At 63.4% G+C, this 13183-nt stretch carries 13 protein-coding genes; 7 read left to right on the top strand and 6 right to left on the bottom strand.

Annotated elements, in window-relative coordinates; genetic code table 11:
- Positions 1-75 precede the first annotated feature (75 nt).
- Complete coding sequence (locus V2S85_RS03040) at positions 76-1335, top strand: aspartate kinase (RefSeq protein WP_008832616.1); 1260 nt, start codon at positions 76-78, stop codon at positions 1333-1335.
- Between the two features lie 159 nt (positions 1336-1494).
- Here the strand turns inward: V2S85_RS03040 and V2S85_RS03035 are convergent, their stop codons facing one another.
- Both V2S85_RS03035 and V2S85_RS03030 read right to left on the bottom strand, forming a co-directional pair.
- Entirely contained in the window at positions 1495-3018 is a 1524-nt protein-coding gene (locus tag V2S85_RS03035) for a catalase (protein ID WP_330701401.1), read from the bottom strand.
- A 143-nt stretch (positions 3019-3161) separates the two neighbouring features.
- Entirely contained in the window at positions 3162-3587 is a 426-nt protein-coding gene (locus V2S85_RS03030; protein WP_330701400.1) for a hypothetical protein, read from the bottom strand.
- A 95-nt stretch (positions 3588-3682) separates the two neighbouring features.
- Here V2S85_RS03030 and V2S85_RS03025 point away from each other — a divergent pair, with 95 nt between their 5' ends.
- The gene (locus tag V2S85_RS03025) at positions 3683-4708 is read left to right on the top strand and encodes a nitronate monooxygenase (RefSeq protein ID WP_330701399.1); all 1026 of its coding nucleotides are present in this window, start codon (positions 3683-3685) and stop codon (positions 4706-4708) included.
- Between the two features lie 11 nt (positions 4709-4719).
- On the top strand, positions 4720-5574 hold the full coding sequence (gene purU, locus V2S85_RS03020; RefSeq protein WP_330701398.1) for a formyltetrahydrofolate deformylase: 855 nt from the start codon (positions 4720-4722) through the stop codon (positions 5572-5574).
- A gap of 23 nt (positions 5575-5597) precedes the next feature.
- Here the strand turns inward: purU and V2S85_RS03015 are convergent.
- Positions 5598-6355, bottom strand: a protein-coding gene (locus V2S85_RS03015; protein ID WP_330701397.1) for an IS5 family transposase whose coding sequence is annotated in 2 segments (ribosomal slippage) — positions 5598-6028 and positions 6028-6355 — 759 coding nt in all. Because the reading frame shifts where the segments join, the coding sequence is not laid out codon by codon here.
- Between the two features lie 131 nt (positions 6356-6486).
- Here V2S85_RS03015 and V2S85_RS03010 point away from each other — a divergent pair.
- Positions 6487-6750 carry a DksA/TraR family C4-type zinc finger protein gene (locus V2S85_RS03010; RefSeq protein WP_330701629.1) on the top strand — a complete coding sequence of 88 codons (264 nt, stop codon included), beginning with the start codon at positions 6487-6489 and terminating at the stop codon, positions 6748-6750.
- 479 nt (positions 6751-7229) lie between these two features.
- On the opposite strand, the gene V2S85_RS03005 is transcribed toward V2S85_RS03010, so the two are convergent.
- The gene (locus V2S85_RS03005; RefSeq protein WP_330701396.1) at positions 7230-8393 is read right to left on the bottom strand and encodes a PHB depolymerase family esterase; all 1164 of its coding nucleotides are present in this window, start codon (positions 8391-8393) and stop codon (positions 7230-7232) included.
- Positions 8394-8535: 142 nt separating this feature from the next.
- Positions 8536-9240, bottom strand: a complete 705-nt coding sequence (locus V2S85_RS03000; protein ID WP_330701395.1) for a YafY family protein — start codon at positions 9238-9240, stop codon at positions 8536-8538.
- 122 nt (positions 9241-9362) lie between these two features.
- On the opposite strand from V2S85_RS03000, the gene V2S85_RS02995 reads away from it, so the two are divergent.
- Both V2S85_RS02995 and V2S85_RS02990 read left to right on the top strand, forming a co-directional pair.
- The gene (locus V2S85_RS02995; protein ID WP_330701394.1) at positions 9363-9974 is read left to right on the top strand and encodes a glutathione S-transferase family protein; all 612 of its coding nucleotides are present in this window, start codon (positions 9363-9365) and stop codon (positions 9972-9974) included.
- A 428-nt stretch (positions 9975-10402) separates the two neighbouring features.
- Positions 10403-11254: a hypothetical protein gene (locus tag V2S85_RS02990; RefSeq protein WP_330701393.1), complete on the top strand. Its 852-nt coding sequence runs from the start codon at positions 10403-10405 to the stop codon at positions 11252-11254.
- 25 nt (positions 11255-11279) lie between these two features.
- Here V2S85_RS02990 and V2S85_RS02985 read toward each other — a convergent pair whose 3' ends face one another.
- A complete protein-coding gene (locus V2S85_RS02985; protein WP_330701392.1) occupies positions 11280-12098 on the bottom strand; it encodes a hypothetical protein in 819 nt (272 codons plus the stop codon).
- 231 nt (positions 12099-12329) lie between these two features.
- Between V2S85_RS02985 and V2S85_RS02980 the strand changes: the two genes are divergently transcribed.
- On the top strand, positions 12330-13016 hold the full coding sequence (locus V2S85_RS02980; protein ID WP_330701391.1) for a hypothetical protein: 687 nt from the start codon (positions 12330-12332) through the stop codon (positions 13014-13016).
- Positions 13017-13183 lie beyond the last annotated feature (167 nt).

The raw sequence follows: 13183 nt of genomic DNA, 5'->3' as shown, positions 1-13183 counted from the left end.
CCTAACAGCGCCGCCGACTCTTATCCACACTCGCGCACTCCGCGCGGGTCTTTTACGCAGGGGAGCAACGGCGCCTTGGCACGTATCGTGATGAAATTCGGCGGCACTTCCATGGCCGGGTCCGAGCGCATCCGGCGCGTGGCGGGTATCGTCAAACGCCAGCAGGAAGCCGGGCACGAAGTGGCCGTGGTCGTCTCCGCGATGGCGGGCGAGACCGACCGGCTCGTCAACTTCTGCCGTGAAGCCGACGCCCTCTACGATCCCGCCGAATACGACGTCGTCGTCGCCTCGGGCGAGCAGGTCACCTCCGGCCTGCTGGCGCTGACGCTGCAGTCGATGGGCTGCAAGGCGCGCTCGTGGCTGGGCTGGCAGGTGCCGATCAAGACCGACGACGCCCACGCCAAGGCCCGTATCGAGGACATCGACGCCGAGGCGCTGATCGCCTCGATGGCATCGGGCCAGATCGCGGTGATCCCGGGTTTCCAGGGCGTGTCGCCCGACAACCGCGTGACCACGCTGGGCCGCGGCGGCTCGGATACTTCGGCCGTGGCCGTGGCGGCGGCGGTCAAGGCAGACCGCTGCGACATCTACACCGACGTCGACGGCGTCTACACCACCGACCCGCGCATCGTCGCCAAGGCGCGCAAGCTGCCGCTGGTGACTTATGAGGAAATGCTGGAACTGGCCTCGGTCGGCTCCAAGGTGCTGCAGACCCGTTCGGTCTCCCTCGCCATGAAGGAGAACGTGCGCGTGCAGGTGCTGTCCTCGTTCATCGACGAGAACGCGCCCGCCGCCGATACCATCCCCGGAACCCTGATCGTCAGTGACGAAGAGCTTGAAGGAAGCGACATGGAACGCCAGCTGATCACCGGCATCGCCGCCGACAAGAACGAAGCCAAGATCACCCTGACCCGCATCGCCGACCGTCCGGGCGCGGTGGCGTCGATCTTCGCGCCGCTCGCGGATTCGAACATCAACGTCGACATGATCATCCAGAACGTCGCCAAGGACAAGGGCGAGACCGACGTGACCTTCACGGTCCCGCAGGCCGACCTCGCCCGCGCGCAGGCGCTGCTGGAAGAGCGCAAGGAGGCCATCGGCTACTACCGCATGATCGCCGAGGGCAACGTGGCGAAGATCAGCGTCGTAGGCGTGGGCATGCGCAGCCACGCGGGCGTTGCGGCGACGATGTTCAAGACGCTGGCCGATCGCGGCATCAACATCATCGCCATCTCGACCAGCGAGATCAAGGTCTCGGTCCTGATCGACACCGACGAGACCGAGCTGGCGGTACGCGTGCTGCACACCGCTTACGGGCTCGACGCGGCGGCGTAAGATCCACTGCTCGTCATTGCGAGCGAAGCGAAGCAACCCAGGGCAGCATCGCGCCGCCCTGGGTTGCTTCGCTTCGCTCGCAATGACGAGGTTCGGATTTAGGACGAAGGTTGAGGTTGAAAGGCCCCGTGGGATCATCACGGGGCCTTTTTCGTCGGCTTAGTCCGCCAGTTCGGGCTGCGGCGACAGGTTGGGGTTCACGCTCATCCCCAGCGCCTTGGCCACGCCCGCGCCGTAGGCGGGGTCGCAGCGTGTGGCGTTGTCGATGTGGCGCTGCTTGATGAAGTCCGGCGCATCGCCCATGGCGCGGGCGGTGTTGCCGAACAGACGCTCCTTCTGCGCATCGTCCATCAGCTGGAACAGCGCGCGCGGCTGGCTGTAGTAGTCGTCGTCATCCTCGCGGAAGTTCCAGAAGTCGGCAGCGCCCGAGAGGCGCAAGGGAGGCTCGCGGAATTCGGGCTGGCCCTGCCACTGGTCGAATGAGTTCGGGTGGTAGTGCAGCAGTCCGCCGTAGTTCCCATCGACCCGGCCCTGGCCGTCGCGGTGGTTGTTGAACACCGGGCAGCGCGCCGCGTTCACCGGGATCTGGTGGTGGTTGACCCCCAGACGATACCGCTGCGCGTCCGAATAGGCGAACAGGCGTGCCTGCAGCATCTTGTCGGGCGAGACGCCGATGCCGGGGACGAGGTTGGACGGGCTGAAGGCGCTCTGCTCCACGTCCGCGAAGAAGTTCTCCGGGTTGCGGTTCAGTTCCATCATGCCGACCTCGATCAGCGGATAGACCTTCTGCGACCAGACCTTGGTGAGGTCGAAGGGGTGGAAGCCGCACGTCTCGGCTTCGGCCTCGTCCATGATCTGGACCATGACCTTCCACTTCGGGAACTCTCCGCGCTCGATCGCCTCGTAGAGATCGCGCTGGTTGCTCTCGCGGTCGCCCGCGACGACTTCGGCGGCTTCGGCGTCGGTCAGGTGCGCGTGGCCCTGCTGGGTCTTGAAGTGCCATTTCACCCAGAACCGCTCGCCCGCCTCGTTGTAGAACGAGTAGGTGTGGCTGGAGAACCCGTCCATGTGGCGGTACGATTTGGGGATGCCGCGATCGCCCATCACGTAAGTGACCTGGTGGAAGGCTTCGGGCAGCAGGGTCCAGAAGTCCCAGTTGTTCTGCGCGCTGCGCATGTTGGTGCGCGGATCGCGCTTCACCGCCTTGTTGAGATCGGCGAAGTGGCGGGGATCACGCACGAAGAAGACCGGCGTGTTGTTGCCGACCATGTCCCAGTTGCCTTCCTCTGTGTAGAACTTCACCGCGAAGCCGCGAATGTCGCGCTCGGCATCGGCCGCGCCGCGTTCTCCGGCCACGGTGGTGAACCGGGCGAACAGCTCGGTCTGCTTGCCCTGCTCGGCGAGGAACTTCGCGCGGGTGTACTTCGAGACGTCACCGGTGACGGTGAAGGTGCCGAATGCGCCCGAACCCTTGGCGTGCATGCGCCGTTCGGGAATGACTTCGCGGTTGAGGTTGGCCAGCTTCTCGATCAGCCAGACGTCCTGCATCAGCAGCGGGCCGCGTGGCCCGGCGGTGTAGGAGTTGGAGTTGTCGACGACGGGAGCGCCGAACTGCGTGGTCAGCGGGGTAGCGGCGCCGTGGCCGTAAGGGCACTTGGGCTCGTTCGTGTTCGATCCGGTCATGGCAGGCTCCTTGGGTCATGGTTTGCAGGGCCGCCCGGCATATTATCGGGCGGCGATGCCAGAAACCTATCGGAGCCCGCCGGGTCAGTGAAGTTATACGAACATGTAAGAGAAATCGTCTCGGGCGATTATTTCGGCGCTTATTATTCGGATTCTTTCGACCATAGCATCGAGCGCAGTTCCGCCAGAGCCTCGATCACGGCAAGCTGGCTTTCGCGGATGGCGCCGAGATCGCCCGCCTGGGTTGCTGTGCGGATCCGTTCGGAAAGCTCCTGCAACGTCGAAGAGGCCGGCTCGGGGAGGCGAAGGCCAAGCGCAGCCACTTCGCCAGCCCGGGGCGCTCCCAAGCCTGCGGTTGCCTGGGTCGTCAGGCGCAGGCCACCTTCCAACTCGAGGATGTCCTCGAACAGATGCACATCGATGGGATCATGCGGCTGCGGTCTTGCATCCGGACCGCTTGCCGGGCTGCCCGAAGGCGTGGTGACGGCCCCTTGTGGCTCATCGTCCTGGCGCATGAAAGAATTGACCCCTTTATCGTTGTTAAACAAGTGTGCCGCAACCAAACGCATTTGTCGGCATTCGGTTCCGTCGCTCGCCGCTTGTCTGGGGCGGTTCGTCACCCTATGGCGCACGGCTGAACAAAAATCCGGGCTATGGAACCGTCATGACCGCTTACACCAAGACTTCCGCGCTGATGGCGCGCGGCCGCGAATTCCTCGGCACCGAGACCGCCATCCTGTGCGGCGCCATGTCCTGGGTTTCCGAGCGCAACCTCGTCTCCGCGATCAGCAACGCGGGCGGCTTCGGCGTGATCGCCTGCGGGGCGATGACCCCGCAGCTGCTCGACACCGAGATCGCCGCCACCAAGGCGCTGACGTCCAAGCCCTTCGGCGTGAACCTCATCACCATGCACCCGATGCTGTTCGACCTGATCGACGTCTGCGCGAAGCACGGCGTGACGCATGTGGTGCTTGCGGGCGGCATTCCGCCCAAGGGCAGCGTCGAGGCGATCAAGGCGAACGGGGCCAAGGTCATCTGCTTCGCGCCCACGCTGGCGCTGGGCAAGAAGCTGCTGCGCTCGGGAGCGGACGCGCTGGTGATCGAGGGTTCGGAAGCGGGCGGCCACATCGGCCCCGTCTCCACTTCGGTGCTGGCGCAGGAAATCCTGCCGAGCCTCGCCGTCGACAACCTCGTGTTCGTCGCGGGCGGCATCGGCCGGGGTGAGGCGATCGCCGGATACCTCGAAATGGGCGCGGCCGGCGTGCAGCTTGGCACCCGCTTCGCCTGTGCCAGCGAATCGATCGCCCATGAAGCGTTCAAGAAGGCGTTCTTCCGTGCCTCGGCCCGCGATGCGGTGGCATCGGTGCAGGTCGATCCGCGCCTGCCGGTGATCCCGGTGCGCGCGCTCAAGAACAAGGGCACCGAGGAATTCACCGCCAAGCAGATCGAAGTCGCGCGCCTGCTGGACGCGGGCGAGGTCGACATGGGCGAGGCGCAGCTCAAGATCGAGCACTTCTGGGCCGGTGCGCTGCGCCGCGCGGTGATCGACGGCGACGTCGAGAGCGGCTCGATCATGGCGGGCCAGTCGGTCGGCATGGTCGGCAAGGAGGAGCCGGTGGCCGAGATCATCGCCGCGCTCATGGCCGAGAGCGAGGCCGCGCTGACCAATCGCGGCGCCGTCGCGGCGTAAGGGGCAAGGGTATGGCCGAGCCGCTCATCCTCGCCTTTTCGTGTGCCGACCGTCCGGGCATCGTCGCCCGGGTGACGGGCTATCTCGCGCAGATGGGCGCCAACATCACCGAGGCGCAGCAGTTCGACGATCTGGAGCAGGGCCGCTTCTTCATGCGCGTGGCCTTCGATCCGGGCGCCACGGACCGCGAGGACATCCGTGAGGGCTTCGGTCCGATCGCGCACGAATACGGCATGGCCTGGTCGATGCAGCGCCGCGACCGGCCGCGCCGCGTCCTGCTGCTGGTCAGCAAGTTCGACCATTGCCTCGCCGACCTGCTCTATCGCCACCGCATCGGCGAGATCGCGATGGAGATCGTTGGCGTCGTCTCCAACCACCCGCGCGAGGCGATCAACACGCTGATGCTTGGGGACATTCCCTTCCACCACCTGCCGATGGTCAAGGGCGAGAAGGCCGCGCAGGAAGCGCAGATCCGCGCCATCGTCGACGAGACGCGCGCGGAACTGGTGGTGCTGGCGCGCTACATGCAGATCCTCTCGGACGAGATGGCGGGCTTCCTTTCGGGACGCTGCATCAACATCCATCACTCGTTCCTGCCGGGCTTCAAGGGCGCCAAGCCCTATCATCAGGCGCACGCGCGCGGGGTGAAGATGATCGGCGCGACCGCGCACTACGTGACCGCCGACCTCGACGAAGGGCCGATCATCCATCAGGACGTGGAGCCGGTGACGCATTCCGACACGCCCGAGGACATGGTCCGCAAGGGCCGCGACATCGAACGCCGCGTGCTGGCCGAGGCGGTGCGGTTGCATCTGGAGGACCGGGTGCTGCTGAACGGAGCGCGGACGGTGGTGTTCCGGAGCTGAGGCCCACCCCGCTGCGACTAGGGTCAGGACTCATTGATCCAGAAGATGAAGATGGCAGCGAAGGTGATGGCGGCGAGAAAGATGTCTGCGCATCGATCGTATCGGGTGTGGATGCGTCGCCAGTCCTTGAGGCGGGCGAACATGTTTTCGATGCGGTTTCGCTGGCGATAGAGGACGGGATCATGGGGCGGGCGGTGTTTGCGTTTTGCGTGTGCCGGGATGCAGGGCGTGATGCCGCGTTGGTCGAGCGTCTGGCGGAACCAGTTGCTGTCATAGGCGCGATCGGCGAGCAGCACGCGGGCTTGAGGTAACACCGGTTCGAGCGCCCTGGCGCCGATATTGTCGTTGCGCTGACCTTCGGTGAGGAGCAGTCGAAGCGGACGCCCCCGCCCATCGCATATGACATGGAGCTTGGTCGTCAGACCGCCCCGGCTGCGCCCGATGCATCGGGGTAGAGCCCCTTTTTGAGCAGGCTGGCAGCCGTGCGGTGCGCCTTGAGATGGGTCGCGTCGATCATCAGGACGCCGTCGCCATCCTTGGCCAGTTCCGCGAAGATGCGGTTGAACACGCCCAGCCGGCTCCAACGGACAAAGCGGTTGTAGACTGTCTTGTGCGGCCCGTAGCCGGCCGGCGCATCACGCCAGCGCAGCCCATTGCGGATCACGAACAGGATGCCGCTCAATATCCGCCGATCATCCACCCGAGGTATCCCATGCGATAACGGAAAGAACGGTTCGATCCGGCGCATCTGCGCTTCGGTCAGCATCAGCAGGTCGGTCATGGCAGCATTCCTCCTGCAACCTTGAATCAACCCTTCACGCCTCGTGCAACCAATTAATAGGTCCTGACCCTAGCATTGAACCACGCGCTTCGGGTTCCCACGTCAGGCCAAGAAAATGAATGGAAACGGTTATGGCCGGTGGATGGTCGCGCGATGGCGCCGTGCAAGATCAGATTGATGACACCGTAAGTGACGCGGTCCTCGGCGCCCGCGCGCGAATGCCCGCTGGCGAGGGGCTGGAGCATTGCGAAGACTGTGGGGAAAGCATCCCAGCGCGTCGGCGCGAGGCCCTGCCGGGCGCACGTACCTGCGTAGCCTGCCAAGGGCTACGCGATAAGACTGTCGTCCATTCCCGCATCAACCGACGAGGCAGTAAAGATAGCCAATTGCGGTGAAGGTACCGCCGACCGGACCGACGTTTGCGGTTCCGCAGTTTGTCCTCGATGCCTGCAGTTGATCCGTCAAGCCCGCGCGAAAAGCCCTGGTTGATTAGCCGCCTACAACGGCTAAGCGGTCGGTATGACGGCATCCGATCTTGAACACCTGCTTGTAGCTCGCCTTATCCGGGAAAGAGGTGGTACCTCGCAGACATGGCGGCCGGCGCTTGGAAAGGTCATCGTGCGAGACACGAAGACCCATCCCCATTGCAATTGGGAGGTCAGGCCTAGCGGCACAGATGCGCAGCGCGCTGCGATCGAACATCTGCTCGACGACATGCGACTTGAACATTCGATCGTGACAGCCGACTGATCCCATAGCTTGAAGTCGCCGACATTACGGATTTTGAGCCCCTCGCTCTGATTCCGTGGATGGGTTGGTCGCGTTGGACCTGATTAATCGCTTCGGGGGAACGCGTTTATCAGGTCGCCGACCATCATCGCATCAATCCTGCGCTCCGCAGTGCGTCTTCGATGATTTTGCGCACGCCGCCGGCGCGATGGGTATCTCGGCCATGGGTGAAGGTGCCACGTGCAAAAATCGGCGGCATTGCATTGCTGATCGCGTCATAAGCCACTGCCTGCTCGCGCGGGGCGGGCGCAGGCTTCGTTACAATCCTGGCAGCCCCTTTGTCATTCGCTTGAACCAGTCCCCAGAAGCGGCAGATGTGCAGCGTCGAGGAAATGTTCGCCTCCAGCATGTAGGCACCGCTCATTCCGAAACCATCTTCGCTCAGGGTGTCGAGCGGGACTCCGTGGCCCATGCCCTGGATGGTGTATTCCTCGATCACTTCGCGACCGGATGCATCGGTCCAGGCGCGGCGCCCATGGCCGCCGATAACCTCGACATGGTCGGGCGCCGCGCGCGTGCGGTGCAACGGCCGCCACTGGTCGATGATGGCCTGCGCATTGCCGTAGCTCACGGTCGCATCGGCGGTTCCATGCCAGATCGAGAGGGTGGGCCACGTTCCTTTGTAGTCCGAAGCCGCACGAACCAGCGCCGACAGCTGCGAAGTGCTCGGCATACCGTGCCCGCGCATTCGGTCGAACGCCTGCGGGACTGTACTGGCGCATCCGTAGGGCAAACCAGCGATGATCGCGCCGCCTGCGAAGATCTCCGGATAGGCCGCAAGCATGACCGACGTCATCGCACCGCCTGCCGACAGGCCAGTCACGAAAACGCGAGCGGGGTCCAACTCGTGCCGAGCAGTAACGGCGGCGACCATCTGCCGTATCGAGAGCGCCTCGCCCGCATCGCGCCGGTTGTCTCCCGGCGAGAACCAGTTGAAGCATAGATTGGGGTTGTTCTGGCGCTGCTGCTCCGGGAAAAGCAGGGCAAACCCGTGCTGGTCTGCCATATCCGACCATCCCGCGCCGATGTCGTAGCTTCCTGCATTCTGGGTACAGCCATGCAGGACGACGATGAGCGCCGAGTTCGGTGCCAGCGTTTGGGGGATGTAGACGTGTCCGTTCAATGCGCCGGGGTTCGAGCCGAAATCGAACAATGGCGTCAGGCGGCTGCTCACTGCGGAAAAACCATTTGTGGTTCCGGCCAAGCGCAGAGCTGCGAGCCTGTTGATCGTGTCGGAAATCTTCCGCATGCCAATTCCTTCGGGTCAGGGCCGCTGTTCCGGTGCAACTGCGCCCATTTATGTTGCGCTGCACAATAGGTGGGGCGCAGTCCGACGGGTGCAAGGTGCGCTCAGGTAGAATTGACTTGGGTTAATACGTTCTGGCGGAGTGCTATGCAGCGCTTGCGGCTCGACTTTTCCCCTCGAGATTTCGCCTCTTTTCCATATCCCGTTTCCAACGCTGGCGGAGCGTTCCCGGCCGACTGTCGTAGCGTTCGTCGACAAATCTGGCCGCCACTATGCGATCAGCGCGAAAGTGGCGGAAATCCTGACGCAGCTCGCACCAGGCTGCGAGCATGCGGGTGTCGTCAAGAAAGCCCAAGATGATTGGCCAGATCATGCGCACTGTGTTGGCGCCGTGCTGGTCGAGGTAGTCGATCTCGATCTTGCGACCGTCCCTGATCCATAAGCGGGTTTGCGCCAGATCGATGCGGTCCGGTGTCGGGGTTGCAATGGGCCGTGTTCCGATCGCGGGATGGGCGATGATCGGGCGAAGCCGCGCAGGCACAACGCTGGTAATCTTGGCGATCAGATCGCGCGCCGCGTTCGCCAGCGCCGGGTCACCCCGCCCAGCGACCCATTGTGCGCCGAGCACGGCCGCTTCGATTTCGTCCGGCGTCAGCATCAGTGGCGGCATGTCGAAGCCGTCGTCGAGAATATAGCCGAAGCCTGCCTCACCCCGCACAGGCACCCGCTGGGCGATCAGGTCCGCGATGTCGCGGTAGATCGTTCGCTGCGATACTTCCAGTTCGCAGGCGATCTCGCCCGACGTCACCGGGCGGGACGAGCGGCGCAAAATCTGGATGATCTGGAACAATCTGTCTGCTCTGCGCATGCCCTGGCCTCCTGCTGACAGAATGCTGTCAGTAAGGAGGCCATACAAGGGGGAATGCCTCGCCGCACTCGGTGTCGGGGCGAAAGCTTGTCGAGGAGACATCCATGATTACCCTGTTCCACGCGCCGCAATCGCGGTCATCCCGGATCATCTGGCTGCTGGAGGAATTGGGAGCTGCTTACGAAATCCGGCCGGTCTCGATCTTCCGCCCCATGACCGGCGAAGGGCTGCCCGACCCGGCGAACCCGCATCCCGACAAGCGCGTGCCAGCGATCGTCCATGACGGCGCGCTGATCACAGAGTCGGTGGCGATAGCGCTCTACCTAGCCGACGCGTTTGAACAGGCGGCACTCGCGCCGGCAATCGGTGATCCGCGCCGCGGCGAGTATCTTGGCTGGATCGCTTGGTATGCGACAGAGTTCGAGCAGGCGCTGTTCGCGGGCCTTTCAGGCACTCTCCAAGGAGCGCCGGAGCCGCAGCGCAATCGTGACGCCGTGCTGGCGCGGTTGCACACCGCACTGGCGCAAGGGCCCTATATGATGGGTGCCGATTTCACCGTGGCTGACGTGCTCATCGGCAGTGCGCTTGCCTTCGGTCGTCACGCCTTTCCGGCCGACGATACGCTTGATGCCTATGTCGAGCGTTGCCGAAACCGCCCGGCGGCCATGCGGGGCGCGAAACTGGACGATCAATCCGGGCTGCAGACTGTAGCCTGATTGGCTTGCAGAAGAGTCGAGGCCATCCGGCTCCCCCAGCGTGGCGGGGGCCGGAACCCGGTTACGGCTCTTACAGATCGCGCTTCGCGCTCATCACCTAGAAGATGACGATCACTCGCGAGGTGGGCTAAACCCAAGCGAATGAGGACGATCCGGAGTTAGCATCCGGGCATCCTCCGGTCCATTACGGCCACTTTTCGGAATACAGAGGGGGAAAGCAGAACGACTGCATCTGGGAACGAAAAATCGGCGGCTGAGCGGCCGGAAAGGGTCGGAGTTATAGCCACGTTTTGATGGTGTGAAGCTTTCGATCTTCTAATTTGATTGAATGATCTGGGCGCAATTGCTTCATGAAATTGTCCGCGAGATCGGATAGATAATCATTCAGAATCGAGTCCACGCTGTTCGATCGGGAAAGGAAGCTGCTCGTGAAATTCCACATCATCGCTGTAGGTGGGCTTGCCTTGGTGCTGGTAGGACAGGCTGCATTGGCGCAAGCCCCGTCAGAGCTCGCTGATCTCGTGGGCTCCCGTGCGCCCGGCGCTGAATCCCAGATGAAGGCGCGTGGCTACGACCTTGTGAATACCCAGAAAGGCGATGACCGCAGCTACACCACCTGGTGGAATAGCGACAAACGCCAGTGCGTCACTGTGGCGACGATGAATGGACGCTACGATTCGATCACCGACACATTGCCCGCAGATTGCGGTCACAGCGCTGGTCATACTCGATCGGATGCGCGTGACGGGGATAGCGACCGTGGGTATCATCCAGACATCGGCTATGCTCGGTCAAGCACGGGGCAACGCCAGTCGCCAAGTTATGTCGAGGATCGCGATCGCTTTCAGGTGAACGATCAGAACGTCGATCTGGGGCTCGTGTGCTTTGGAGACGGCCAGCGTAGCGGTGTTTCGACGACCTATGGCTGGTCGTGGAACGCGCGGACAAACCGATACGACTACGGCAACCGCACCGAGATGACCGGACAGCAGTTCGATGCCTCGCTGATGCTTCAGTTCTGGGACGGAGGCGGGCGCATCCGGCTGCCCAAGAAGCTGGTTCCCCCCATCAACAGCCGGGGCAATGATGGCTGGTGGGATATTTATGACGTCGAGATGGGGCCGGACGTGATCCGGGCCAAGTACCGTCTAAATGGTCTCAACAAGCCGCTGGTGACGATCAACCGCCGCAGCGGTCAGATCAGCGTGCAGGGCACCGCGCCTTATGCGTTTCGAGGAAGCTGCGACGTGATTGATGGGCAGGAGCACCGCCGCTTCTAAAGGCGCGCGCACCCAATCTGCTGTCCTAGCGGCACTTGGGCGCCGTCTGGATGTCCGCCATGTTCGCGACGCGGCCGTCCGCCACGCCCATCTGGATGCACTGGCGGGTCTGGCGGTTGTACCAGATCGTGTAGGACGCATTGCCGCTCTGCAGGGCATCGACATTGGCGAACCCGCGCCCGCGCATCTCGCCGTCGGCCGACGATCCGCGCGCGCCGACAAGATCGTTGACGTTGACCGAGGGACGATACCCGCCCGAGCCGGAATGGTGGCCGTTGCGGTAGCTCGTATCGTGCCCGCGCTGCTCCACCCCGCCTTCATAACCGCGCGAGTACGGATCGGAGCGCGAATAGTTGTGATAGGTCTGATTGTAGAGGCCGTCGCGATAGCCGCGCTCGTAATCGGCTTCCTGTCCCGCATCGTCGTAGTGCTTGCCGTTGTCATGATTGTGCGACTTGTGCGCCAGCGCGATCGCGCCGATCAGAGCGGCCGCCGCGACACCGGCGGCGACGGCAGCACCCTTGGAGCCAATGCCCGACTTCTGGTTGCAGTCGACCGAAGGTGTCTCGGTGATGCTGTCGAAGCGGCCATCCATCGTCGCTACCGAAAGGCACTGCTTGCGCGAGCCGTTCCACCAGTAGCCCCACTTGCGGTCATCGCCCTCATCGGTCTTGATATGAGTGAAGCCCCTGCTCTCAAGCTGGCTCTCGCCACCCGCCGCGCGTGCACCGACAAGGTCCGAGACGTTGCCAGGCGCCTGTGCCTGCGCGGCTGCGGGCAGAAGCATCGCGGCGATGGCCAGAGCGCTTATGGTGAGACCGGATGCGGAATGCTCGAAAGGCATCGTTTTCCTCCCTGCGTTTGCTACCGGAAGGTAGCCATAGCGTAATTTGATCGTAGCGACCATGAACTGCTGGATATTAACTGCCGAATGACTTTCTGTGATCATGGCTACATTTTGATGGCATTTCGGTGTTGTTGTATGAAGTGTCGAATATGGTCATGATGTTGACGGGTAATCATGCCATAAATCGGATGCCTTCAATTTCATGGCTCGCGCAGTGGGAGCATTCCAATGGTTAGCAGGCAGGCAATACTGAGCGCAGCGGCGCTCGTTTCCGTGACGGTTCCGGCGGTCGCGCAGGCACCCGTCCGCAGCGAGCGCGTGCAGTTCGCGCGGGGCGCAAGCTCGACACTCCTGCGCGGGACGATCAAGGGCTACCAGACCATCGACTACCTGCTCTCGGCCAGGGCCGGGCAGGCGATGACGGCGTCGCTCAGCAGTTCCAATCGTTCGGCCTACTTCAACGTGCTGCCGCCGGGATCGCGCGATGTGGCGATCTTCACCGGATCGACGAGTGGCAATCGCTTTGTCGGCCGCCTGCCGTCGAATGGCGACTATCGGCTGCGGGTCTATCTGATGCGGGGTGCGGCACGGCGCGGCGAGCGAGCGGACTTCGGCCTGTCGGTGGCGGTGACGGCGCGGCCGGGGGCGGGAGCGCCGGGCCCTGGTCCTGGGACTGGCACCGGGCAGCCTGTCGCACCGGGCAACATGGCCGCTTACTGTCGCGGCGAGGCATCGGCGCAGTATGGCGTCAGGCCCGCCTACATCGCCACCGCGCGTCTGATCCGCGGGCGCAACGGCGGCAGCACGATCGACGGCACCGCCGATCAGGGGCGGAGTGGCATCAAGCGCTTTCGCTGCCGCTTCGATGCGCGCGGGCGTTTCATCGACGTGATGGCGCTCACCCGCGATGGCTAGTGAGCCCGGACGATCGGGATTCAGCCGGTAACGTTGTATCGTAAGCGGTAAAGATCCCCCACATTTTCAGATGCTCCGAGGTTGTTAAGTTTCGCCGCAATGAATGGCGAGGTTACCAGTGAGAGATGAAACTGATTTCGAAACATGTTTCGATACGAACGCCCCGG

Source organism: Novosphingobium resinovorum (assembly GCF_036352595.1).
Classification (GTDB): domain Bacteria; phylum Pseudomonadota; class Alphaproteobacteria; order Sphingomonadales; family Sphingomonadaceae; genus Novosphingobium; species Novosphingobium resinovorum_B.
This window is presented reverse-complemented; position numbering and strand designations above follow the sequence as displayed.

What these genes read in the sequence shown, in the direction of transcription:
- V2S85_RS03030 (WP_330701400.1), bottom strand. Translation starts at nt 3,587, where the DNA reads ATGCGTTTGGTTGCGGCACACTTGTTTAACAACGATAAAGGGGTCAAT.
- V2S85_RS02985 (WP_330701392.1), bottom strand. Translation starts at nt 12,098, where the DNA reads ATGCCTTTCGAGCATTCCGCATCCGGTCTCACCATAAGCGCTCTGGCC.
- V2S85_RS02995 (WP_330701394.1), top strand. Translation starts at nt 9,363, where the DNA reads ATGATTACCCTGTTCCACGCGCCGCAATCGCGGTCATCCCGGATCATC.
- V2S85_RS03005 (WP_330701396.1), bottom strand. Translation starts at nt 8,393, where the DNA reads ATGCGGAAGATTTCCGACACGATCAACAGGCTCGCAGCTCTGCGCTTG.
- V2S85_RS03025 (WP_330701399.1), top strand. Translation starts at nt 3,683, where the DNA reads ATGACCGCTTACACCAAGACTTCCGCGCTGATGGCGCGCGGCCGCGAA.
- V2S85_RS02980 (WP_330701391.1), top strand. Translation starts at nt 12,330, where the DNA reads ATGGTTAGCAGGCAGGCAATACTGAGCGCAGCGGCGCTCGTTTCCGTG.
- V2S85_RS03035 (WP_330701401.1), bottom strand. Translation starts at nt 3,018, where the DNA reads ATGACCGGATCGAACACGAACGAGCCCAAGTGCCCTTACGGCCACGGC.
- purU (WP_330701398.1), top strand. Translation starts at nt 4,720, where the DNA reads ATGGCCGAGCCGCTCATCCTCGCCTTTTCGTGTGCCGACCGTCCGGGC.
- V2S85_RS03010 (WP_330701629.1), top strand. Translation starts at nt 6,487, where the DNA reads ATGGCCGGTGGATGGTCGCGCGATGGCGCCGTGCAAGATCAGATTGAT.